The sequence below is a fragment of the Corynebacterium sp. KPL3927 genome, assembly GCF_040225835.1.
In the GTDB taxonomy this organism is placed as follows: domain Bacteria; phylum Actinomycetota; class Actinomycetes; order Mycobacteriales; family Mycobacteriaceae; genus Corynebacterium.
The window spans coordinates 1-21,343 of the sequence record NZ_JBEHGD010000006.1 but is presented as its reverse complement, the minus strand read 5'-3'; the positions used below and the strand labels follow the sequence as shown (position 1 = coordinate 21,343).

17 protein-coding genes are annotated in these 21,343 nt (G+C 59.7%); 7 read left to right on the top strand and 10 right to left on the bottom strand.

The genetic code is table 11. The features are described from left to right. The first annotated feature begins 67 nt into the window (after window positions 1–67). The gene (locus ABRP86_RS04605) at window positions 68–1,936 is read left to right on the top strand and encodes a choice-of-anchor I family protein (RefSeq protein ID WP_349862738.1); all 1,869 of its coding nucleotides are present in this window, start codon (window positions 68–70) and stop codon (window positions 1,934–1,936) included. Between the two features lie 277 nt (window positions 1,937–2,213). On the opposite strand, the gene dnaE is transcribed toward ABRP86_RS04605, so the two are convergent. Next, a complete protein-coding gene (dnaE, locus tag ABRP86_RS04600; RefSeq protein ID WP_349862736.1) occupies window positions 2,214–5,786 on the bottom strand; it encodes a DNA polymerase III subunit alpha in 3,573 nt (1,190 codons plus the stop codon). 45 nt (window positions 5,787–5,831) lie between these two features. On the opposite strand from dnaE, the gene rarD reads away from it, so the two are divergent. Further along, window positions 5,832–6,707 carry an EamA family transporter RarD gene (rarD, locus tag ABRP86_RS04595; RefSeq protein ID WP_349862846.1) on the top strand — a complete coding sequence of 292 codons (876 nt, stop codon included), beginning with the start codon at window positions 5,832–5,834 and terminating at the stop codon, window positions 6,705–6,707. Between the two features lie 306 nt (window positions 6,708–7,013). Here the strand turns inward: rarD and ABRP86_RS04590 are convergent, their stop codons facing one another. The 4 genes from ABRP86_RS04590 to lspA form a co-directional block, all read right to left on the bottom strand. Next, entirely contained in the window at window positions 7,014–8,033 is a 1,020-nt protein-coding gene (locus ABRP86_RS04590) for an HNH endonuclease signature motif containing protein (RefSeq protein ID WP_349862734.1), read from the bottom strand. 61 nt (window positions 8,034–8,094) lie between these two features. Continuing rightward, complete coding sequence (locus ABRP86_RS04585) at window positions 8,095–8,634, bottom strand: hypothetical protein (protein ID WP_349862732.1); 540 nt, start codon at window positions 8,632–8,634, stop codon at window positions 8,095–8,097. Beyond that, complete coding sequence (locus tag ABRP86_RS04580) at window positions 8,631–9,557, bottom strand: RluA family pseudouridine synthase (RefSeq protein ID WP_349862730.1); 927 nt, start codon at window positions 9,555–9,557, stop codon at window positions 8,631–8,633. The genes ABRP86_RS04585 and ABRP86_RS04580 overlap by 4 nt, the downstream gene beginning before the upstream one ends. Beyond that, window positions 9,550–10,050: a signal peptidase II gene (gene lspA, locus ABRP86_RS04575; RefSeq protein WP_349862728.1), complete on the bottom strand. Its 501-nt coding sequence runs from the start codon at window positions 10,048–10,050 to the stop codon at window positions 9,550–9,552. Before lspA ends, ABRP86_RS04580 begins: the two co-directional genes overlap by 8 nt. Window positions 10,051–10,082: 32 nt before the next feature. Between lspA and ABRP86_RS04570 the strand changes: the two genes are divergently transcribed. Next, window positions 10,083–11,027 (top strand): hypothetical protein, encoded by a 945-nt coding sequence (locus ABRP86_RS04570; RefSeq protein ID WP_349862726.1) that lies wholly within the window; start codon window positions 10,083–10,085, stop codon window positions 11,025–11,027. A 6-nt stretch (window positions 11,028–11,033) separates the two neighbouring features. Here ABRP86_RS04570 and ABRP86_RS04565 read toward each other — a convergent pair whose 3' ends face one another. Then, entirely contained in the window at window positions 11,034–11,669 is a 636-nt protein-coding gene (locus ABRP86_RS04565) for a WKL family lipoprotein (protein ID WP_349862724.1), read from the bottom strand. A 107-nt stretch (window positions 11,670–11,776) separates the two neighbouring features. Between ABRP86_RS04565 and ABRP86_RS04560 the strand changes: the two genes are divergently transcribed. Beyond that, entirely contained in the window at window positions 11,777–12,691 is a 915-nt protein-coding gene (locus tag ABRP86_RS04560; RefSeq protein ID WP_349862723.1) for an asparaginase, read from the top strand. On the opposite strand, the gene ABRP86_RS04555 is transcribed toward ABRP86_RS04560, so the two are convergent. Next, on the bottom strand, window positions 12,688–14,073 hold the full coding sequence (locus ABRP86_RS04555) for a DNA polymerase IV (RefSeq protein ID WP_349852688.1): 1,386 nt from the start codon (window positions 14,071–14,073) through the stop codon (window positions 12,688–12,690). The two genes, ABRP86_RS04560 and ABRP86_RS04555, sit on opposite strands and share 4 nt — an antisense overlap. A 79-nt stretch (window positions 14,074–14,152) precedes the next feature. On the opposite strand from ABRP86_RS04555, the gene ABRP86_RS04550 reads away from it, so the two are divergent. After that, complete coding sequence (locus tag ABRP86_RS04550) at window positions 14,153–14,797, top strand: GntR family transcriptional regulator (RefSeq protein WP_349862721.1); 645 nt, start codon at window positions 14,153–14,155, stop codon at window positions 14,795–14,797. Continuing rightward, entirely contained in the window at window positions 14,794–16,026 is a 1,233-nt protein-coding gene (locus ABRP86_RS04545) for an MFS transporter (RefSeq protein WP_284771388.1), read from the top strand. Before ABRP86_RS04550 ends, ABRP86_RS04545 begins: the two co-directional genes overlap by 4 nt. Window positions 16,027–16,165: 139 nt before the next feature. Here ABRP86_RS04545 and ABRP86_RS04540 read toward each other — a convergent pair whose 3' ends face one another. Next, window positions 16,166–17,524, bottom strand: coding sequence for a hypothetical protein (locus ABRP86_RS04540; protein WP_023023038.1), 1,359 nt, complete (start codon window positions 17,522–17,524; stop codon window positions 16,166–16,168). Window positions 17,525–17,995: 471 nt separating this feature from the next. Further along, entirely contained in the window at window positions 17,996–18,343 is a 348-nt protein-coding gene (locus tag ABRP86_RS04535; RefSeq protein WP_349862718.1) for a hypothetical protein, read from the bottom strand. A gap of 1,228 nt (window positions 18,344–19,571) precedes the next feature. Here ABRP86_RS04535 and ABRP86_RS04530 point away from each other — a divergent pair. Next, entirely contained in the window at window positions 19,572–20,576 is a 1,005-nt protein-coding gene (locus tag ABRP86_RS04530; RefSeq protein ID WP_023023043.1) for a zinc-dependent alcohol dehydrogenase, read from the top strand. A 16-nt stretch (window positions 20,577–20,592) separates the two neighbouring features. On the opposite strand, the gene ABRP86_RS04525 is transcribed toward ABRP86_RS04530, so the two are convergent. Further along, window positions 20,593–21,306 (bottom strand): L-ribulose-5-phosphate 4-epimerase, encoded by a 714-nt coding sequence (locus ABRP86_RS04525; protein WP_349862716.1) that lies wholly within the window; start codon window positions 21,304–21,306, stop codon window positions 20,593–20,595. Window positions 21,307–21,343: the final 37 nt, after the last annotated feature.

Genomic DNA, 21,343 nt, shown 5'->3' with positions numbered 1-21,343 from the left:
TCCGGTTTAGCGTCACTGTTACGTGGTTTGGAGACAATGGAGTGCTCCACAAGAAAGGACTCTCTCTATGTTTAAGCGCACCTCCATCGGCGTGGCTGCCTGCCTTGCGCTCAGCTGCGCCCCGGCCGCCAACGCGCATATCGTCGATAATGTTTTAGAACGCTCCGCCGACGATGCTGCGGTAAAACTAAGCCCCATCGGCTCCTATGAGGCTGGGGTGATGGGCAAATCAGCAGCGGAAATCGTGGCCTACCACGCCGACTCCCAGCGCATTCTCACGGTGAATGCGCAATCGGGCAAGGTGGATATCCTGGATGCCTCCGATCCCGCCAACCCCACCAAGGTTGCTGAGGTTTCCGCCGGCGGCGATAAGGAAATCAACTCCGTGGCCGTGCGCCCCGATGGCCTCGCCATCGCCGCCGTGCAGCAGGCAGACAAGACCGAAAACGGTGAAGCCTTGATTTTCGATGCCTCCTCCGGCAACGAGCTCGGCCGCGTACCGCTCGGCGCGCTGCCAGATAACGTGCACATCACCAAAGACGGTGCCTATGCATTGACCGCGAATGAGGGCGAGCCCTCCGATGAACTCACCACTGATGGCACCGAATACGCAAAAGATCCAGAAGGTACTGTATCGGTCATCTCCCTGCCAGACGGCGTCCAGGCCCCCTCCGCTGCGGATGTCCGCACCGCTGATTTCCGCGCCTTCGACGGCCCAGATGCAGAACTCGACCCGTCCATTCGCGTCTTTGGCCCAGAAAACCACCACAATAAGCCTTCGCTCGACTTCGAGCCGGAGTATATTTCTTCCGCCGATGGCAAGGCCTATGTCACCTTGCAAGAAAATAACGCCATCGGCGTGGTCGATATCGCCTCCGCCACTGTAGAAAAGGTGCTGCCCGCCCATATCGCGGATCACTCCGTTGTCCCCATCGATCCCTCCAATAAGGACGGCGAGGCAAAGCTGCGCACGATCCCTGTGCATGGGCTATCCATGCCGGATTCGATCGGTGCCTTTCAGACCAACGGCCAGACCTACTTCGCCACCGCCAATGAGGGCGATGCCCGCGATTGGGGCGGCTACACCGATGAGGTCAAACTGAAAGAGCTCGTTGAAGAAGGCCAGGTCTGTGATTCCGTCGATCTGCCAGAAGGCATCGAGGACAAGAAATACGCCGGCAACCTCAAGTTGAGCAATGCCTCTGGGTGGAATGAGGAAAAGGGCTGCTTCGATGGCCTGTATTCCTTCGGGTCCCGCTCCTTTAGCATTTACGATGCTGAGGGCAACGTCGTCTTCGATTCCGGTTCCGACTTCGAGGAAATCACCAAGGACATCGAGGGACTTAACTTCAATGCCGATAACGAAGACCCCGACTTTGACGATCGCTCGAATAATAAAGGCCCCGAACCGGAAGCCCTGACGATTGGAACAGTTGGCGATCGCACCTATGCCTTCATCGGCATGGAGCGCGTGGGCGGCATCTTCGTCTACGACGTCACCGACCCGGCTCATGCCGAGTTCGTCACCTATACCAACAACCGCGATTTCGCCGTGGACTACGACGAGGACAATGTTGCCGCCACCAGCTTGGCCGGCGACTTGGGCCCAGAGGGGTTGGCGTTCGTTGGCAAGGAAGACTCGCCTACTGACGATGCCCTCCTTATCGCCGGCAACGAGGTGTCCGGGACCACTACGATCTTTTCTGTCGCCGATTTTGTCGGTGGCTCCCAGGATGAAGACGGCGAGGCTCCTGACGATGCCCTCGGGGCATGGCTGCCTGATGACGGTTCCAGCAGCATCGCGAAGGGCGTTGGAATCATCGCTGGCATCATTGCACTCGGCGCCATGTTGAGTGGTGTTCTGCACTTCATGCCGCAGGTAGCCGATCAGTTCTATAAGATGCTTCCAGAACCGGTCCGCCAGCTACTTCCGTAGATTTCGGTATTAAAGCGGTGGCGATTGGGGCGAGCAATCAGCTCTTCAGCCACCGCCTACTTGCTCCGCTTGTACTGCATTGCCAGCGGTAATCGCGCGGGAGCTTGTGCGATTTCACAAATCCGAGTCGTGGACGGCACGCCAACTTCTGAGACAGACGCGATTATTCCTCTGCACGCGAGCGGTCTTCACAATTGGCCCACCGTTACCGCAGGTGCAGCGAAATTGCTTTCTCTGAGCGGCGGTAACAGTGTCCATAGAAGGTGCAGGAGAGTTTCTATCCCAAAATACCTGTACCCATCGTGGCCTTCAGGTCTCCCATGAGGTTGCCCGATCGTTCCACGCGGAGGTGCTCACCGAGAACCATGGTGGTGGATTGGTCGCCCTCAACAAGCTCAAGATAGACATCGGACTCACCGTGGTTTTTAACCAAGACCTGCTTGAGTCGGGCGATATTTTCCATCGTGCACTGGTCCGTGCGCATGGTCAGGCGCAGCGGCAGGCTCGCGCCACCGCCTGGGCCCAGCTCGGGAACGCGAATATCGGAACAAAACAGCGACCGGCGCTCATCGCGCACCTTCACGTTGACGCGCGCCAAGATGATGTTGTCTTCCACAATATGCGGCGCTGCCAGCGAGTAGACCTTATTGAATACCAAGATCTCTACCTGCGCGCCGTTGTGGTCTTCTACCGTGACAATCGCCCACGGGGAACCATCGCGCTTAGAAAAGCGGCGGTCCACACCGGAAATGATGCCGCCGATGATGAGTTCCTGCCCATTGTGCACCTCATCATTTAGGATCTTTGTCAACGGCGTATTGGTCTGTGCAGCCAGGGCCTCTTCGAACCCGTCGAGTGGGTGGCCAGAGACGTAGAGCCCCAGCATCTCTCGCTCTAGCGCCAACTCGTGCTTGCGATCCCATGAATCGTCCGGCACATCAATGGCAAAGGCGCCCTCCGAGGAGGCATCGTCGCCACCGCCAAAGCCGGCAAAGAGGTCGAATTGCCCCTTATCGGCCGCCTTCTTGGTGGTTTGCACTGCATCGACGGCGTCCTCGTGAATAAGCATGAGGCCCTTGCGCGGCTGCTGGAAATCATCAAAGGCACCGGCCTTAATCAGCGCCTCGGTCACGCGTTTGGAACACGCTGCCAAATCGATCTTGTCAAGGTAATCACTAAAGGACGTAAACGCCCCCTTTGCCTTGCGCGAAGCAATGATGGATTCGACGACTTCCGAGCCCACATTGCGGATAGCGCCCATGCCGAAGCGAATATCCTCGCCCACAGCCTGGAAGTCCTCTTCGGATTCATTGACCGAGGGCGGCAAAACGTTAATGCCCAAGTGGCGGCAATCCGACAGGTAGATGGCGGACTTATCCTTCTTATCGCCCACAGAGGTCAACAGCGCTGCCATGTATTCCGGTGCGTAGTAGGCCTTGAGGTAGGCCGTCCAGAACGAGACCAACCCGTAGCCCGCGGCGTGGGACTTGTTAAACGCGTACGACGCGAAGGGCTCGATGGTCCCCCACAGGGCATCCATGGCGGATTTGGAGTAGCCATTTTCTTGCATGCCGCCCCAAAATTTATCGTATTGCTGGGCTAGGACCTCGGGCTTTTTCTTACCCATCGCCTTACGGAAGCCGTCTGCCTCGCCGGCGGTGTAGTTCGCCACCTTCTGCGAGATACGCATGATCTGCTCCTGGTAGACGATGAGACCATACGTCTCATCCAGGATTTCCTTCAGCGGCTCTTCGAGCTCAGGGTGAATCGGGGTAATTTCCTTGCGCCCGTTCTTGCGGTCGGCGTAATCCCAGTGGGCGTTAACGCCCATCGGGCCGGGGCGGTACAGGGCCAAGGAGGCCACGATGTCTTTGAATCCGGTAGGCTTCATGCGCTTGAGCAGCTCCTGCATACCGCCGGAGTCCAGCTGGAACACGCCCAAGGTATCCCCGCGCGAGAGCAGGTCATAGACCTTGGAGACCTTGGGGTCATCGGCATGCAGCTGCTCGAGTTGCACTTCCTCGCCGCGGTTGCGCTTGATGTTTTCGATGGCATCACCAATAACGGTGAGGTTGCGCAGGCCCAAAAAGTCCATCTTCAGCAGGCCAATGGCCTCGCAGGCGGGGTAATCCCAGCCGGTGATATAGGCGCCATCGGCAGGCCGCTTCCACATCGGGATGTGGTCCATCAACCGCACGGAGGCCATAATCACCGCGCAGGCGTGCACGCCGGCCTGGCGGACGACGCCTTCCAAACCGCGCGCGGTGTCATAAATCTTTTTCACATCCGGGTCGGTTTCCACCATCTGGCGGACCTCGGCGGCCTCGGAATAGCGCTCGTGGTCGGGGTCGGTAATGCCCCGCAGCGGGATATCCTTCGCCATAATCGCCGGTGGCAGCGCACCATTGATGCGGTCAGCCATCTGGAAGCCGGGCTGGCCAAAGTGCACCTTGGCGGAGTCCTTAATGGCCTGCTTGGTTTTCACCGTGCCGAAGGTAATGACCTGGGCTACCTTATCCTCTCCCCAGCGCTCGGCGGCGTAGGTAATCATCTCGCCGCGGCGGCGATCGTCGAAGTCGATATCGATATCGGGGGCGGACGGGCGCTCGGGGTTCAAAAAGCGCTCGAAGAGCAGGTCGTGTTCCAGCGGGTCAATATTGGTAATGGTCAGCGCGTAGGCCACGAGCGCGCCCGCCGCAGAACCACGGCCGGGCCCTACACGGATGCCTACAGAACGCGCGTACTTAATTAGCTCCGCCACGATGAGGAAGTAGGAGGGGTAGCCCTTCATCTCAATCACGGAGATCTCGTACTTGGCGCGCTCAATGTAGTCCTCCGGCACCTCGCGCCCGGGGAACCGCCGCTGCAGCCCCTCCATCACCTCGTGGGTCAGCCAGGAGGTGGGCGTGTGGCCCTCGGGGACATCGGCAATGGGCATGCGGTCGTGGGTGTGTTCCTCCCAGACCTCGCTGTAGTCTTGCACGCGCTCGGCAATCCACAGGGTGTTATCGCAGCCATCCGGAATCAGGTCATCCCAGGTATCGCGCATCTGCGCGGCGGACTTGATGTAGTAGCCGGTACCGCCGAACTTGAAGCGGTCCGGGTCCATGAACGTCTTACCGGTCTGCACGCACAGCATGGCCTCGTGCGCCGGCGCCTGGGATTCCAGCACGTAGTGACAGTCATTGGTCACCAGCGGCGGCAGGTCCAGCTTGCGGCCGATTTCGAGCAGCCCATCGCGCGTGCGCTTTTCGATGTCCAGCCCATGGTCCATCAACTCCAAAAAGAAGTTGTCCTTGCCATAGATGTCTTGCCACATGGCCGCAGCTTCGAGGGCCTCGTTGAATTGGCCGAGGCGCAGGCGGGTCTGCACATCGCCGGATGGGCAGCCGGTGGTGGCGATGATGCCATCGGCATGCTCGGCGATGAGCTCTGCGTCCATGCGCGGCCACTTGCCCAGCTGGCCTTCGTAGGAGGCCAGCGAGGACAAGGTGAACAGGTTGCGCAACCCGGTCGCGTTTTCCGCGATCATCGTCTGGTGCAAGTACGCGCCCGAGGCGGAGACATCGTCGCGCTTTTGGTCCGGGGTGCCCCACAGCACGCGCTTTTTATTAAAGCGCGATTCCGGGGCCATGTAGGCCTCGATGCCGATGATGGGTTTGACCCCGGCACTGGTCATGCGCTTATAAAAGGCGTCGGATCCATACATATTGCCGTGGTCTGTCATGCCCACGGCGGGCATATTTTGCTTGACCACCTCATCAGCCAACATATCGACCTTGGCCATGCCGTCCAGCATGGAGAACTCGGTATGGTTATGCAGGTGGACGAAGGAGGAGTTTTTGGCCATGCGGTCATCTTAGCGGGGCGGTCAAGATGACGATATTATGCGGTGATGATCTACACGCTTGCCGCATACATCATGTGGGGATTTTTCCCCGCGTTCTTCCCGCTCCTGCTGCCGGCCACGCCGCTAGAAATCCTCGCCCACCGCGTGTTGTGGACCGCAGTTATCGTCACGGCCTTTTTAATATTCAGCGGCGGCTGGCGCGAATTGGTCCGCATGGACAAGCGCACGTGGGGCTGGCTTGCCGCCGGAGGCGTATTTATCACGGTCAACTGGGGCACTTATGTGCTGGCGATTAATACCGATCACGTGGCCGATGCCGCTTTAGGCTATTTCATCAACCCCCTGGTATCGGTGGCGCTCGGCATGATCTTCTTAAAGGAGCAGCTGCGACCGTGGCAGGCGACCGCCGTCGCCGTTGCCGCAGTCGCCGTGCTGTATCTGACCTTCTTTACCGGCCAAGCGCCGTATATCTCGCTGCTGTTGGCGGCATCGTTTGGCATCTACGGGCTCATCAAGAAGCAGGTGCGGGTATCGGCGGCGGTCTCGGTCGCTGCGGAGTCTTTGGTGGTCTCCCCCGTCGCCATCGCCTATATCGTGTGGATCGAGCAGGCGGGCCACGGCACGTTCGCCGCGGAAGGCACGCCACACATGCTGCTGTTAATCAGCGCCGGCCTAATCACCGCGCTGCCACTATTGTGCTTTGCCCAAGGCGCGCGGACGCTGCGCTTGTCGACGATCGGCATGCTCCAATACCTCACCCCCATCATGCAGATGCTGTGGGCGCTCTTTGTCACCCAAGAGCACTTCTCCACGCACCGGTGGATTGGCTTCGCCATCATCGGCGTGGCGGTCAGCATCTACATTGCGGATCTCATTCGCGTTCGCCAAAGCGCGCCGCGCAAGAGTGCGCGGCGCAAGTAAGCGGCCGACAGGAGTCCCCGGCACGGTGAGTAGGGTGTTAGAGCGCTGCACGCAAGAGTGCGCGGCACGGGTAAGCGGCACGCAAGAGTACGCGGCACGGGAGAAGGGTGCTGCGCAGGAGTGCGCGGCGCAGGAAAACAGCGCACAGGAGTTCGCGGCGAGGGGGAATGCGAAATGGTTGCGCGCGCAGGAAAACGGTACCCAGGAATGTCCGGCGTGGAAAGGGGTGCACAAGAGTGCGCGGCGCGGGAAAACGGCGCGTAAAAGTCGAGGCCGACGGGCGGGTCTTGTGCCCAAAGCCGTGGGTTAACTGGGGCCAGTATCAACAAGGTCCGGCGGTGGCGGCTGCCAGGGTTTAATCCACCGCACGCCGCCGTGCACGCGCTCGAACCGGCCATTGCGGGGGCGGGCCGCGCGGTCGTCGTCATTGCGTCCGTTGTGGTGCGGACACGCTACGGTGAGGTTCTTGGCATTGGTCCAGCCGCCGCCGGCCCAGCTATAGATGTGGTGAACCTGGCACTCATCGGCTGGGCGGTGGCACCCGCGCGCCGGGCAGATGGGGTTTTCGGCGGCGGCCATCATAAATTGCTTCCACGTTGCCCCGCGCCGCATGCGGTACAGGTTCACCGGCCCCTCCACGGGATGGATAAGCGTGATAAAGCCTTCTTCCGCCATCGCGCGCTGGGCCAGCTCGGCGCCGCTTATCTGCGCGCCGTTGGTCATGGTGACCGTCACGTCTTTATCGCCCTGCACAACGGCGCTCAGCTTATCCAGCGGGATTACCACATTGGTGCGCACGGTGGAGGTGGCGGCGGAATGGAAGAGGTCGGCGACATCGGCAAGCGTGCCTGCTTGGTTATGCAGCTCCGCGACGAGGCTGGAGCTGCCCGTAATCGTCAGCGTCCATGGTTTGCCGGCGGCTCGGCGGCGCAGCCGCACCCCGGGTTTGGGCTCGCGCGGCGGGCGCAGCGCGCGCACCTTCTTGCGGGCGAGCTTGTCCATCGCCTGGGTATCGGCCGATACCTGGGCAAGCTCCGCGCGCAGGGCCCAGGCCCGGGCTTGGGTGGGCGCGCGGCGGGCGTGCTTTTCGATGACCTCCAGCGTCGGCAGCGAATGCCCATTGCGCCGCGCCCCCTCGACCGCTCGGCGCTGGCGGCGCGTAAAGCTGGTCGGCCCGAAATAGATCTGGGAGAGGTGGGCTATCGACGCGGCGGCGGCATCCGGCATGCCGGCGGCCGTCAGCTCGGAGGCGGGCATATCGGCGGCCTCGGCGAGGATATCCATCGCCGAGTTTAAAGCCGCAATATATGCCCGAATGTGTTCCATGCCCCCGATGCTAAGCCGCCACCCCCTCACCCCGCGCGGCGAAGCGTTCAGGATGGCAAATTTAGCTGGGTGGGCGCACGGCGAAGCTGCCCCAGGCGGCATCGGCAGGCGCGGGCTCGACGGCGGCGACGGCGGGGAGGGAGGCGACATCGGCAAGCTGGGTGCCCGTGCCCCACACCACGGCGGCGCTCACCGCGCTGGGCCGCTGGCCGTAGGAGGCGCCAATGCGATCGAAGGTGCGGTTAATCACCGCGGCGCGATCCTCGCCGGCGACGGGCTCCGGTACCGCGATGGGCGCGGTCGAACCCATAAGGATGGCGTCCATGCGCGGAATATCAGTCAGGGCGGCGGCCACGGCGACAGGGGGCAGCTCGGTATCGAAGGTGACCAGCGCATACGTGGCGGCATCCGGTTCGATGTCCATGGAATTGACGCGCTCGATATACTCCGCGCGGGATTCCCCGTCCGGGCCCAGCTGTTCGCCTTGCACCCGCGTGGATGCCTGCGTGCCCAGCGTGCCAAAAAGCACCAGGGCCACCACAATCGCCACCAGCACCAGCGCCAAGGCCGCTAGGCGGCGCCGCCGATAAAACTTCTTCATCCCTGCAGGCGCTCCAGGGCCTGTTGCAGGTCATCGGGATACGGCGCGCGGGCCTCGAACCACTTTCCGGTGCCGGGGTGGGTAAAGCCCAGCTGCACCGCATGCAGCCACTGGCGCTCAAGCCCTAGGCGGGCAGAAAGCTGCGGGTTCGAACCGTACATGGGATCGCCAACGCAGGGATGCCCGGTGGCGGACATGTGGACGCGGATTTGGTGGGTGCGGCCGGTTTCCAGGTGCACCTCGATGAGGCTGGCCTCGCGAAAAGCCTCGATGAGGCGGTAATGGGTGACCGCGGCCTTGCCATCATCAAGCACGGCGAATTTCCAGCCCGACTTCGGGTGCCTGCCGATGGGCGCATCGATGGTGCCTTCAATCGGATCGGGCAGGCCCTGGACCACCGCGTGATAAGTCTTCTTCACGGTCCGGTACTTAAACGCATGTTTGAGTGCGGAATAGGCGCGCCCGGAGGAGGCCACGACCATAACCCCGGAGGTGCCCACGTCCAGGCGGTGGACGATGCCCTGGCGCTCGGTGGGGCCCAGCGAGGCCACGTTATACCCCGCCGCGCGCAGCCCGCCGATGACCGTCGGACCATCCCAGCCCACGCTCGGGTGTGCGGCGACGCCCACGGGTTTGTGCACGCAGATGATATCGGCGTCGCTATATAAAACGTCCATGCCTTCTACCAACTCCTCGCGCGGCAGCAGGGGTTTTTCCGGCTCCGGGAGCAGCACCGAGACCACCTGGCCGGAAGCAAGGCGCTCGGATTTACCCAGTTCCTGCGAATCTACGGTGACCCCGCCTTCGGCGCAGAGCTGGGCAGTGGCCGAGCGCGAGAGGCCAAGGAGCTTGGCCAGCGCGGCATCGGCACGCATGCCCTCCAAGCCTTCTGGAATGGGAAAACTGCGCAATTGCCTATTCATTTTCCGCCCTCCGTTCCGCTAAAAGCATGGCGCCGATGAAGATGACTACGCCGCAGGTAATGGCCGCATCTGCGATATTAAAGACCGCGAACGAGCCGACCGAGATGTAGTCCACGACGTGCCCAAACCAGAAGCCGGGGTCGCGGAAGATGCGGTCTGCAAAGTTGCCCAATGCCCCACCGGCAATGAGTGCCAGCCCCAGCGCCTGGCCCGTATTGTGGATGCGCGGGGCGGCGATGGCCACGCCTAAGACGAACGCCAATTGAATGGTGGTAAACAGCCAGGTCGATCCCTCGCCACCGATGGAAAACGCCGCGCCGGGGTTAAATAGCAAGGTAAACCTGAACCAGTCCCCGATGACATAGTGCGGCACACCCTCCGTCAGGACGGTCAGCATGAGTTGTTTTACGGCTTGATCCACAACCGCCACGGCGATGACCACCGCGGCGATAAGACCTGTCTTACTCCTTCGTTTTTGGCTCACCCACATCATTCTAATCTGGAGTGTCCGGTATTTTGGTAAGCGTGTTTCGAGTCAAAGTTTTTACAGCCCTTTCCGCCGTCGCCGTAGCGCTAAGCGCCTGTTCTTATGAGACCCCCGGCCCCGCCGTGGAACAGCCCGTCGGCCTGACTATCGATGCCCCGCGCCTGACCGTCGAAGATGCCGGAACCGGTGAGAAAAAATTGCTGGAATATCACGACATCGATTCCTCGCAGGAGGTAACCTACCGCGCCACGGAGGGATTTTCGCAGGACTTGCTGAATAAATCCGCCGCCGCCGATTTCCAGGCCGCCGATGTGGATAAGGAGACCACTACCCTGCCGCTTTCGGCTTCCGTGGATAAAGCCACCGAGGACGTCGAGGATCAATTGCCGGCCTCGCGCAACGCGTTTGTCACCGCAGGCGATCCGGAATACTCCGGCGATACCGATATCTCTTCTGCGTCCGGGTTCCAATTTGGCTGGCGCGGCCAAGACAATGGCCAGATGAATTCCCTGCGCTTGGCCGCCCCGCAGGACGCGAGCGATGAGGCGCGCGGCACCGTCGAGCAGGCAATCATGAAGCTGACCGCGCTGCCCATCGTCTTCCCAGAGGAAGAAGTGGGCACCGGGGCGACGTGGACGGTGGATTCGCGCGTGACCGGAGAATCCACGCTCTTGCAGACGACCCGCTATACGGTCAAGTCCATCGATGGTGACCGCGTCACGCTATCCGTCGAGGTGGAACAGCGCCCCACCCTGGGCGCATTATCCTTCGAAGGTCAGGCCGAGGGCACGGAGTTAGAGGATAAGGAACTCGACGTGCTGGATTCTTCCACCAATTCCTCGGGAAGCGTCACGGTAGATCTGTCGAAACCGCTCCCCGTGGGCGGTGACGTGTCATTCGATACGAAGGTAACCTACGGCACCGCCAATTCAGACCTGCGCGTCGTGCAATCAAGCCTGACGGAGCTGGCGTTTTCCGAGTAACAGGACTTACTCGGCGGGGGCCTCTACGGGGGCCTCGGCAGGCGCCTGCTCTGCGCCGGCCGCGGGGGCATCGCCTTGGGCGGGGGCAGCGTCGCCTCCATCTCCTGGCAGCGCGCCCGCACCGGTATCGGCGCACATCTCCGGCACCTGCTCAGGCGGCACCGTGTTTTGAATCAGCGTGCAGGCCCAGGTCTTCGACAGCTTCCAGGTGCCATCCTGATAAATAAATTCCACCTGGTCCGCGGTCTGCTCCTGGCCATCGGCGGTGGTGAAATTCACCGTGGTCAGCACGGACTGCGGGTCATAGCCGGGCAAAACCGGATCCACGACCGCGAACTCCGCACCGGATTCTTCCTTGGAGTGCGCCATGGTGTCAAAGATCTCTGGGGCGGATTCTCCGCCTTCCACGGTGGCGGTCTTCTCTTCTTGCGATGCCTCCGGATCCGTGGCCTTTGCCAGGATGGCGTTCAAATCGGCGGCGGTTGGCAGTGCGGGGGCCGCGGAGTCGCCGTCGGCGGACGCGGATTCGCTGGATTCGCTGTTCTTGGTGATGTCTTCTTGCTCGTCATCAGAAGAGCAGGCGGACAGGGCGGCCGCCGCGCTCAATGCGAGGCACGCGGCACCAAATTTGCGGAATTTCACTTCTCACTCCTCACGTCTGGGATATAAACTCCCATCAGTTTACATTTGCCCCAGCTGTTCTGGTCCGCGCCTGCCGCCTCGGCGCGTCTTCTTTTATTCTGGGATGCATGACTCATCTTGCCCTCATCGCCACCGGCGGCACAATTGCCTGCACCACGGTGCGGGATGGTTCCCTCGTTCCCACCGTTACCGGCGCGCAGCTCGCGGCCGGTATCGACGCCGAGGTGGTGGAATTTCGCCAGCTCGATTCCTCTTCTATTACGCTCGCTGACCTCGATGAGCTCATTGCTGTGGTCAACGAGCAGACGGCCCGCTCGGATATTGACGGCGTCATCATCACCCATGGCACCGATTCGATGGAAGAGACGGCGATGGCGCTGGAGATTTTTTGCGCCGGTGATACGCCCATCGTGCTCACCGGCGCGCAGCGCTCCTACGATCACCCGCGCCCAGATGGCCCGCGCAATCTCCGCGATGCGCGCGAGCTCGCCCTCAGCGGACAGCCCGGCGTCTTCATCTGTTTTGGCGGCATGACCATCCCGGCGCGCGGGGCCCGCAAGCAACACACCTTCGACCTGCGCGCTTTCGAGTCCCTGCGGATACCGGACGCCACCCCGCGGCTGCGGCCGCGCCCCTTGGCGCCTCACCCAGTAGAAATCATCCCTGCCTACCCCGGCGCGGGGCGCGTGCTTGTCGATGCCGCCCGCGCTTCCGCCGCCGGCCTCGTCGTCGAGGCCATGGGCGCGGGCAATATGAGTGGGGACATGGGCCGCGCGGTTGCCGATGCCCTCCGCGACGGCCTCCCCGTCGTCATTTCCACCCGCACCCCGTACGGGGTAACCGGGTTGTCCTATGGCGGCGACGGCGGCGGGGCGAACCTGCATAGCTTGGGCGCGATCAACGCGCGGGCCTTCCGCCCCAGCCAGGCGCGCATCTTGTTGGCAGCGGCGCTGGCCACCGGCACGGCCCCTGCCAAGGTATTCCGGCAGAACCCTGACCCCAAGCGCTACGTTGCGATCTAGTCTTGGGTTTCCAACCAGTCCTGCCAGTCTAAGGAATCGAGCGGATCGGCCGGCACCAAATCTGGGTCACTGGCGGCAAAGGATTTCGTGCGGCCGGGTCCGGTGGCGCGGGTTTCAAATCGCACGCTGACCACCCCGTGCCCGGTGCCTTGGATCCAACCGTGGCCGAATTCCGGGTGGTAGACGTCTTGGGTGGCGTGCCATTGATCCTCCACATCGTCTTCGACCACCACGGTGGTCGGCGCCGGTGGCGGGGAGTCATCGCTCACGCCCGTTTCATAGTCACTATCCGGCAGCACGGGCCGCACGATTTCGCGGTCGAGCTCCGGAAATAGCACGTCTTGGCGCGCGGCTTCCAGCCCGGAATAGCTCACCCCCACCAAGCGGATGGGGCCCAATTCATCCGGGTAGCGCGCCAGCTTGAAGGCGGCTGCCGTCAATACCTCCAGGTCATCGGTGGCATAGGCCAGGGTGGTCGAGCGCGATTCGATATGGAAGTCTGCCATCCGGAGCTTTACCGTCACCGTGCGCGCCCCGCGGCCATCTTTAAGCAGGCGGCGGTGCGCACCCTCGGCAGCGCGGGTAATCGCCGCATCGACATCGGCGACCGTGAGCAGGTCCTTGGGATAGGTGTGCTCCGTGGAAATCTGTTTGGAAATAGCGCGCGGGGCCACCTCCCTATCGTCGATGCCCTGCGCCAGTTGCCACAGCTGCACGCCGACGACACTGCCGATGGAGATTTCCACCTCCTTTTGGGTCATGGCGGCCAGCGCGCCGATGGTTTCCACCCCGATGCCCTTGAGTTTGGCCTCCGTGACCGGACCCACGCCCCACAGCTTTCCCACCGCGAGCGGATGCAGCATCTCCAGCTGCTTTTCCGCCGGGATGACATAGGTGCCATCTGGCTTGGCTTCACCGGAGCCAATCTTGGCAAATTGCTTGCCGGAGCCAGCGCCAATGGAACACGGCAGGCCCGTTTCCTCACGGATGAGCGCGCGCAGGCCATCCGCCCACTGTTGTACCTCGTCCGCCGTCGCACCCACCAATGCCTCTGGCTCCATAAAGGCCTCATCGATGGATAGCTGCTCGATCACCTCCACGTGCTGGGAGATGATCTCAAATACCCGGCGCGAGGCCGCCGAATACACCGCCCGGCGCGGGCTGACCACCACCGCGCGCAGGCCCACCAACTGCTGGGCGCGATACATCGGCATCGCCGAGTGCGCGCCGTATTCGCGCGCCTCATAGGACGCGCCGGCGACGACCCCGCGGCCGCCGACCCCACCGACGAGCACCGGCCGGCCTTGCAAAGTCGGTCGGGTCAATTGCTCGACGGAGGCAAAAAACGCATCCATATCGATGTGTAAGACCCAACGTTGCATGCCCTCCAGTCTAAGCCACGCCAACCCCAGAATTGGGAATAGGTTGACGCTTAAACTAACTTGTATGCAAGATGTATGCATGAGCGATACAAGCATGCAGCCTGCCGCGGAGCGGGTTTATGAATTAGTCAAAGAAAGGATCATCGACGGCACCCTCGATTCCTCGCAGATGCTGTCAGAGGCCGCACTCGCGGCCGAGGTAGGAGTCAGCCGCACCCCGGCCCACGAGGCTTTCCTGCGCCTAGAGCTCGAGGGCTTTTTGCAGCTTTACCCCAAGCGCGGCGCGCTGGTCGTACCGATTAGCCCCCAAGAAATCCGCGAGGTCTATGAGGCACGCCTGCTTGTCGATGCCCACAGTGCCGAGAAGATCTGCCAGCTGGGCGAGGAAGAACGCGGGGGCATCGCCAAGCGCCTGCAAGAAAACATCGCGGCCCAAGACGCCGCGCTGGATGCCGAAGACCTTCGCGAATACACGCGCCTAGATGCCCAATTCCACCAAATCATCATGGATAGCGCCGGCAATAGCCTGCTAGCCAATGTTGGCCACCAGCTGCGCGAGCGCCAGCAGCGTTTTACCGCCACCGCCATCGGGCGCAATGTGGCACGGGCCCGCGCGTTCGTCGACCAGCACCGCACGCTTGCCGATGCCCTCCTCACCGCCAACCTGCCCGACTATCTCTCCGCACTCCGCTCGCACCTGAAAAATTCGAAGGATCAACTATGAGTCAAGACACCGCCAATCGCGATTGGTTACCCGTCGCAGGCAGCATGGTGGCCGTTGCCTGGGGCGGCAATGAATTTACTCCCCTGCTCGTGATGTACCGCGAGCAATCCCACTTCTCACAAGTCACCGTCAATGGCCTCCTAGCGGCCTACGTCATCGGCATCGTGCCCGCACTGCTCATCTCCGGGCCGCTCTCGGACTATATCGGCCGCCGCCCCACGATGCTGCCCGCCGCACCGCTCTCCCTGGCCGGATCCTTCCTGCTGTCCATCGCTCCCGAAGAGCCCCTCATCATTGCCGCCGGCCGCGTACTGTGCGGCCTCGCCCTAGGCATCGTTATGGCGGTCGGATCCACCTGGATTTCCGAGCTCATCACCCGTTCCGGCGGTGACCCGGCCGCAGGCCCCCGAAAGGCATCGATGTGCCTTACCCTGGGCTTCCTCATCGGCGCCGCCCTGGCCTCGGTACTGGCGCAATGGGGCCCGTGGCCTACTCACCTGGCCTATGTCCTGCACATCCTGCTCACCGTCGTCACCGCGGTCTGGCTACTGAAAACCCCCGAAACCCGTCCACCCCGCGGCGAGACCGTCAAAGACACATTCTTGGACTTAAGCATCCGCGATATGCTGCACATGCTGCACATTCCATCCGCTGCACACCGCCGCTTTTCCCGCGTCGTCCTTCCCGTCGCCCCCTGGGTATTCGGCTGCGCGGGTGCGGCCTATGCCCTCTTGCCGCAGCTGCTTTCCGATTCCGCCGGCGATGCCCCCATCGCCTTTTCCGGCCTCATGACCGTCATTACGCTGGGCTGCGGGGTTGGCATCCAAATGTTTGGCAAGGTCATTGACACCCACCGCTCCGCCCGGGCCTCCGCAGTTGCCATGGCCGTCATTACCGTCGGCACCATTTTCGGCGCCATCGCCGCGCGCACGCTCTCCCTCCCGCTCGGCATCACCAGCGCCGCCGTCATGGGCGCCGGCTACGGCCTAGCACTTGTCGCCGGCCTTTCCGAGGTCCAGCGCATCGCCGGAAAAGATGACCTCGCTGGCCTTACCGCCGTGTTCTATTCCGTGTCCTATACCGGCTTCTTTATCCCCATGGCTTTTAGCGCTCTCGCACCCTATATCGGCTTCACTGCGCTATTCCTCATCGGCTCCCTGCTCGCCATGTGCTGCCTCATCAACGTGATTCACGGCTGGCGCGCCCACCTGCCCGGCCCGGTGCGCTAGGCCAAGTCCCGTAAAATTTCACCAGAAAACACAGAAACCGGAGCACCCCTTCATGGAGGGCTCCGGTTTAATCACTGCCGGTAGCCAAGTCCGAGCCTCAAGCCCGCACTAATCCGCTCATCCGCTAATTGGGGCGAGATTAGAACTTGAACAGCGAGAAGAAGTTACGCAGTGGTTGCAAGATTCGAGCGAGGCCTGAGTTCTTGTTGAAGAACTTAGCAACACCTTCAACCAAAGCAGCCAGACCAGGAATAGCTTCAAAGACCTTGCCGAATTTAGAGCTGCCCTCTCCAGCACCAGGGGTACCTTCAGCGCCCGGAACCGATGGCTGTGCCGGCTTTGTGGAACCGCTGCCGCCCTCCTTACCATTACCGTCACCAGGGGTCTGCTCGGGTTGCGACTCGCTGCTCTTATCAGCAGCCTTCACGATGAGCTCTACGCTGTTGCTTTCACCGGTTTTCGGATCCGTGACGTGAGGAATTGGAGAAACGGATACCTTGTCACCTGCCATTAGCTTGACGTCTGCAGGTACATCGATTTCGAACGGGACAAACTCACCTGCAGGAACTTGGCCCTCCTGTGCAGACTTTTTCTCTAGCTTCACGACAGTTGTCTGAATCCTTCCGCCGGGGAAATAAGCCTCAATTTCCACCTCTTGGCCCGGGTACAAACGAACCTTACCGGTAACCTTTTTGTCTCCTGCCTTGATGTCATTTACTTCCGCAGTAACAGCAAACGGGAATTCGCCTTCAGAATCCCCAGAATCTGAGCCCTCTTCCTCAGGCACATCCGCAGGTTTAACGACTACTGGTATAGATTTGCTCTTACTATCGTCCGTAGCCAAGGAATCATATAGCGAACTAAAAAATAGTGTTTCACCTGCCTTTAGGTCAATCCCTTCAGGAACGTCGAATTTAAAGGTGACAGCTTTACCTTTAGAGGATCCACCCTCCTCAACAGAGTTTTCCTTTAGTTGTACGTCCGTAGTTAAAGCCCTGAAGTTTGGGAAATTAACTTGAACTCTCTTCTTTTGACCTGGGAGCAAAAACACCGAGCCAGTAATTTCCCTGTCCCCTGCCTTGACATCATCCACCATCAGAGGAGCCTCAGACTGCTGTCCGTCTTCAGCAGAACCCTTTCCATCATCGTCAGACGAAACACCATTGATCCGCGCTTCCCTGACAACCTCAGAATGTGACATACGCTTCAACTCTTCTTCAGAATAAAGTGGAGTGTTGTCCTTCCCCAGGAGACCCCTAGCTGTCTGTGTCATATCGTCAACACTTAGCTCAGTAATCTGTTCCACACTCAACTTGCAGTTACGCTGCAGATGCTCCGCAACGTTGGCATTGATACCAGCATCAAAATCGACGCCGGCTCGGAAGTTCTGTGCGCAGTTAAGATGCTCACCAGCAGCCCAAGCAACTGGGGTAACAGCGGTAGCCACGAGAGATGCAGAGATAGCTGCAGAAGCGAGAACACGCTTTTTGAGTTTCATACGAACCTTCCAAGGGGAACTACAAGCTACGGGATCTATATACAAAGTCGCGCTTTCAAGAATTCGAAGGCACAAGCGAACCCCGCAGTCAGTCGGATTGCACGACTTTTATCGTGCCATTTACGTTTTTAAACGCAGGATTAGTAAATCATATTGATTTTTCATTCAATAGTACCTCTACTGAAAAGTGTGCGAGATCACTTAATAGCCGCGCCTGTAGTGCAGCGAAACGATTACCAGTATCGAGCCCCGCTCAATAGGGGCGGTCACCGGGTACATGATGTAGCACGAGACTGAAGCAAAACAACCAAAGTCCACTTCTCTACCCCTATTAGCCAAGAGGAGCCGGAGTACCTCCGAAAAAGAGGGCTCCGGTTTCCGTCTCTACACCGAAAAGCAATCGGAATTTCTGTCCCGCAATTCCGCGCTACCGGGCGTGATTAGAACTTGATGTTGAACGATGCCAAAAAGTCACGGAGTGGCTGCAGCAAGTGAGCGACATCGTGGTTCTGGTTCATTCAGTGGGGTAGCACCTACAACCAGAGCAACCAAGCCACCGAGGCCATCAATTACACCAAAGACCGTGCCAAATATAAAGCCGACTTCTACGCCATCAGAGGCACCATCGTTGCTCGTAACCGACGGCTTTTTCAATTTGTCGCCAGTGCCGTTGCCCGGAGTGTCTCCCGGCTTCGGTTCCAGGGTCGGCTTACCCGCAGACTCGGACTGCTCAACCTCAGACGACTCAACCGAAGGCTCATTGCCCCCAGTTTCGGTCGGCTGCTCTGGGTACTCAGGCTGCGGCAACACCTCAGGCACATTAGAGTCCTTGGCATTGTCAGGATCTTGCTCTTGGCCCCAGCCTCCTCGGTGGCCTTCACAACAACGATTTTGCCGTTTCCTTTCCCAGTCTTGAAGACTGAAAAGTTTGGCACTGCGGTGACCAATCCCTCATCACCGGTCTTTAGTTAACGCCTTCTGAAACGCCAATTTGAAACGGAATGTCCTGAGTCTCATCACCTTGCAACGGTCCAACAAGAGTCTTCACTGGGTCCTTGCCTAGAAAGTTACCGCGCATTCAACTTTCTGCCCTGAATTTAGGCCCACTTTACCGGTGATCATCTTGCCCCGAGCTGGATGCCGTTCACATCACCCGAAACCTCCGCAGGAGACCCTTGCAGCTCCAATAAGGTCCCCATTCTCCTGCGGCACAATACCTGCCCGGTTATCTGACGTGTCCAGATACGCCAAGAATTGGGGAGGGAGGCGCGAGATTGGTTTTTGATACCTTAGAAATTCCAACTCAGTGAAAGTCGGATTACCCTCGTCATCATTTGGCCGTTGAACTACTTCCTTCAGCTCTTCGAAGGCTCAACTTTTAGATCTCACCTGGGGTCATGCCGCAGTGCTTTTGCAGGTATTCGACTACTGCAAATCCGCCCGCATTCCTGAGTTTGGATCGATCAACAGTGCCTGTTTCACAGTTTTAAAAGCAAGCTTCACCGTCAGCAGCTCCAGCGACTAGAGTGACGGCCGGAGCAACGAGAGATACAGGCAGAGCTGCAGAAGCGACAATACGTTTACTGAATTTCATACGAACCTTTCAAGGCGTTAGTGAGGACTTCAGGCTATAAGCGCAATAATGCGCCTTCACTGTCAGTGCCAATAGAGAGATAGAACAATCCACGGAAAACGCTAAGAGCACGATACTTCCCGTGCTCTTAGCGTTTTCAACCTGTACATCAGATCATGCGTAAACCATTTGAATGACAAACCCCTTTACGGTGTATGTTCCTCGCACTTTTGGCCATTACGCATGATGAGACTTCGCTCGCCTGGCTCACTACGAGGAAGTGAGGCTTAGCCAGTCATTTTATGATGTAGCTATCACTATCTTTAAAATTTTATTTGCCTTAAATCTTCAAGTCCAAGTGATACGCTTAACATCGTAGGTAACACATCTCGAAACTAAGTTCTTCCCACCCTACAACTGGATAATTCCAGGTACCGGCGTAGCCCAATCTGCGCCGGAGAGGAGCCATACCCCATGACCGATACCATGCGCGCCGTTGTTACCACTGGTCACGGCGATATTGAAATCCAAGACGTCCCTGTTCCCCACGCAAAAGCCAACGAGGTAATCATCGAACCGGTGGGCACCGGTATCTGTGGCACTGACCTGCACTTAGTAAGAGGTGACTATGTCATCGGCAACTACCCACTCATTCTGGGGCACGAAATGGCGGGCTACATCACGGAGGTCGGCGCAGAGGTCACCGATTTTTCCGTCGGTGACTACGTTGGCGCTAACCCCAACGTGACGTGCGGCGAGTGCACCTGGTGCAAGCAAAACGCAACGAATCTGTGCGAGCACATCTCACCCGCCGGCATTATGCAGGATGGTTCCTGTGCGGAATTCATCGCCATGCCGGCCAAATTCGTCTACAAGCTCTCCACAGAAATTCCTCACCATGTTGCACCGCTGACCGAACCGCTATCTTGCGTTTTACACGCATTGGACCTCGCGCCTGATTGGAAAGACCAGGATATGGTCATCTTCGGTGCCGGTTCCATCGGCTTGGTGGCGCTCGTCGTCGCATTGGATGAGGGCGCAGCAAGCGTCTCTGTTGTTGAACCCAACCCGGCCCGGCGCGCGCAAGCTGTGAAACTGGGCGCCGTCCAAGCAGTGGACTCAGCCGCAGATTTGGATCAGGATTCCTATGACCTCACCTTGGATGCATCCGGCAATGCAGGTGCTATTGCTGATGCCATCCGTATCCTCGGCAAGCGCGGCCGCTTAATCCAGATGGGTGTGCCTTCTCCAGATGCCACGATAGATTTCCGCCCGCTCGACCTATTCGAGAAGGAAATCTCGCTCATCGGGGCCCAGTCCCTGGCTAATATGTACCCCGCTGCGGCCAAGCGGATGGCTCACCTTTATGACAAGCTCGATGGCCTAGTCACCGGTACTTTCCCAGTTGACCGCTACGAAGAAGCGCTCGAGGCTATGAAGAGCCCAGAGCACATCAAGATATTCATTACGGATAAATAAATACCAGCCGGAAGCCTTATTGGCCGTATTCATTCTGATAGCGGTCATTGAGGCTATCGATAATGTCCTGCGGGATGGGCTTAGGGCCGCCGAGCTCCTTGGCTAAGTGCACGGTACGCGCAACTTCTTCAACCATCACGGCTGCTTTCACGGCATTTTCAGCATCGTCACCGATGGTGAAGGGACCATGATTTTGCATCAACACGGCAGGTGAACGGGACTCCCGCAAGGTCTCCACGATGCCCCGGCCGATGGAGTCATCGCCGATGATCGCAAGGGGTCCAACGGGCACTGGCCCGCCGAATTCATCGGCCATCATCGTAAGTACGCATGGAATCTCTTCCCCGCGGGCGGCCCACGCTGTGGCATAGCTCGAGTGGGTGTGGACGATTCCGCCAACCTCCGGCATATGTTTATACACATAGGCATGTGCGGCGGTATCCGAGGAGGGAGCATAAGCGCCATCGACAAGCACGCCTTCTAAGTCGCAGAGCACCATCGATTCTGGGCTTAGCTCCTCGTAGCGCACGCCAGAGGGCTTGATGACGAAAAGATCCTGTGTGCTCGGAGTACCGGAGGCATCGACGACAATGCGTTCAGAGACATTGCCTGCAGTCCACGACACAAGGCCCCACCGCGGCAGTTCGGCGTGAAGGTCGCTGACGCGCTGGCGGGTCTTAGACACCGCTTGTTGGATTTCTGGGCGATACTCAGATAGATGCTGAACCATTGTGGCCTTTCCCTAGTGCCTTAGTCTTCTTCTTGAG

Bases quoted from the DNA above. Each gene is read 5' to 3' on its own strand.
- ABRP86_RS04530 (WP_023023043.1), top strand. From the start codon at position 19,572: ATGACCGATACCATGCGCGCCGTTGTTACCACTGGTCACGGCGATATT.
- ABRP86_RS04580 (WP_349862730.1), bottom strand. From the start codon at position 9,557: ATGAATAGGCAATTGCGCAGTTTTCCCATTCCAGAAGGCTTGGAGGGC.
- ABRP86_RS04555 (WP_349852688.1), bottom strand. From the start codon at position 14,073: ATGCAACGTTGGGTCTTACACATCGATATGGATGCGTTTTTTGCCTCC.
- ABRP86_RS04545 (WP_284771388.1), top strand. From the start codon at position 14,794: ATGAGTCAAGACACCGCCAATCGCGATTGGTTACCCGTCGCAGGCAGC.
- ABRP86_RS04585 (WP_349862732.1), bottom strand. From the start codon at position 8,634: ATGAAGAAGTTTTATCGGCGGCGCCGCCTAGCGGCCTTGGCGCTGGTG.
- ABRP86_RS04605 (WP_349862738.1), top strand. From the start codon at position 68: ATGTTTAAGCGCACCTCCATCGGCGTGGCTGCCTGCCTTGCGCTCAGC.
- ABRP86_RS04590 (WP_349862734.1), bottom strand. From the start codon at position 8,033: ATGGAACACATTCGGGCATATATTGCGGCTTTAAACTCGGCGATGGAT.
- ABRP86_RS04560 (WP_349862723.1), top strand. From the start codon at position 11,777: ATGACTCATCTTGCCCTCATCGCCACCGGCGGCACAATTGCCTGCACC.
- ABRP86_RS04525 (WP_349862716.1), bottom strand. From the start codon at position 21,306: ATGGTTCAGCATCTATCTGAGTATCGCCCAGAAATCCAACAAGCGGTG.
- ABRP86_RS04540 (WP_023023038.1), bottom strand. From the start codon at position 17,524: ATGAAACTCAAAAAGCGTGTTCTCGCTTCTGCAGCTATCTCTGCATCT.
- lspA (WP_349862728.1), bottom strand. From the start codon at position 10,050: ATGATGTGGGTGAGCCAAAAACGAAGGAGTAAGACAGGTCTTATCGCC.
- dnaE (WP_349862736.1), bottom strand. From the start codon at position 5,786: ATGGCCAAAAACTCCTCCTTCGTCCACCTGCATAACCATACCGAGTTC.
- ABRP86_RS04550 (WP_349862721.1), top strand. From the start codon at position 14,153: ATGAGCGATACAAGCATGCAGCCTGCCGCGGAGCGGGTTTATGAATTA.
- rarD (WP_349862846.1), top strand. From the start codon at position 5,832: ATGATCTACACGCTTGCCGCATACATCATGTGGGGATTTTTCCCCGCG.